General features: G+C 73.4%; 1 protein-coding gene. It reads left to right on the top strand.

The genetic code is table 11. The annotated features are described in order from the left end of the window. Positions 1-229 (top strand): hypothetical protein (locus tag SB719_RS23015; RefSeq protein WP_412160169.1); only part of this gene is annotated, 229 nt, incomplete at both ends.

Below are 229 nucleotides of genomic sequence, written 5' to 3'. Positions count from 1 at the left end.
GCCGCAGTGCTCGGTGAAGCCGACACGCGCGCGCCGCTGCTGACCGGCGGCGTCAGCGTCGGTCGCATGGTGCCGATGCGCCTGCTGCCGTTCCGCGCGATCTGCCTGCTGGGCATGGACGACGGCGACTTCCCGCGTCGCGATTCGGCCGCCGGCCTCAACCGCTTGACCGCCGAACTCGGCACCGATCGACGCCAGGTCGGCGACCGCAGCACGCGCGACGACGACC

It is taken from the genome of Pantoea sp. SIMBA_079, assembly GCF_046940275.1.
Lineage (GTDB): Bacteria > Pseudomonadota > Gammaproteobacteria > Enterobacterales > Enterobacteriaceae > Pantoea > Pantoea borealis.
Note: the sequence above shows the minus strand (reverse complement) of the source record. Positions and strands in the feature narration are given on the sequence as shown.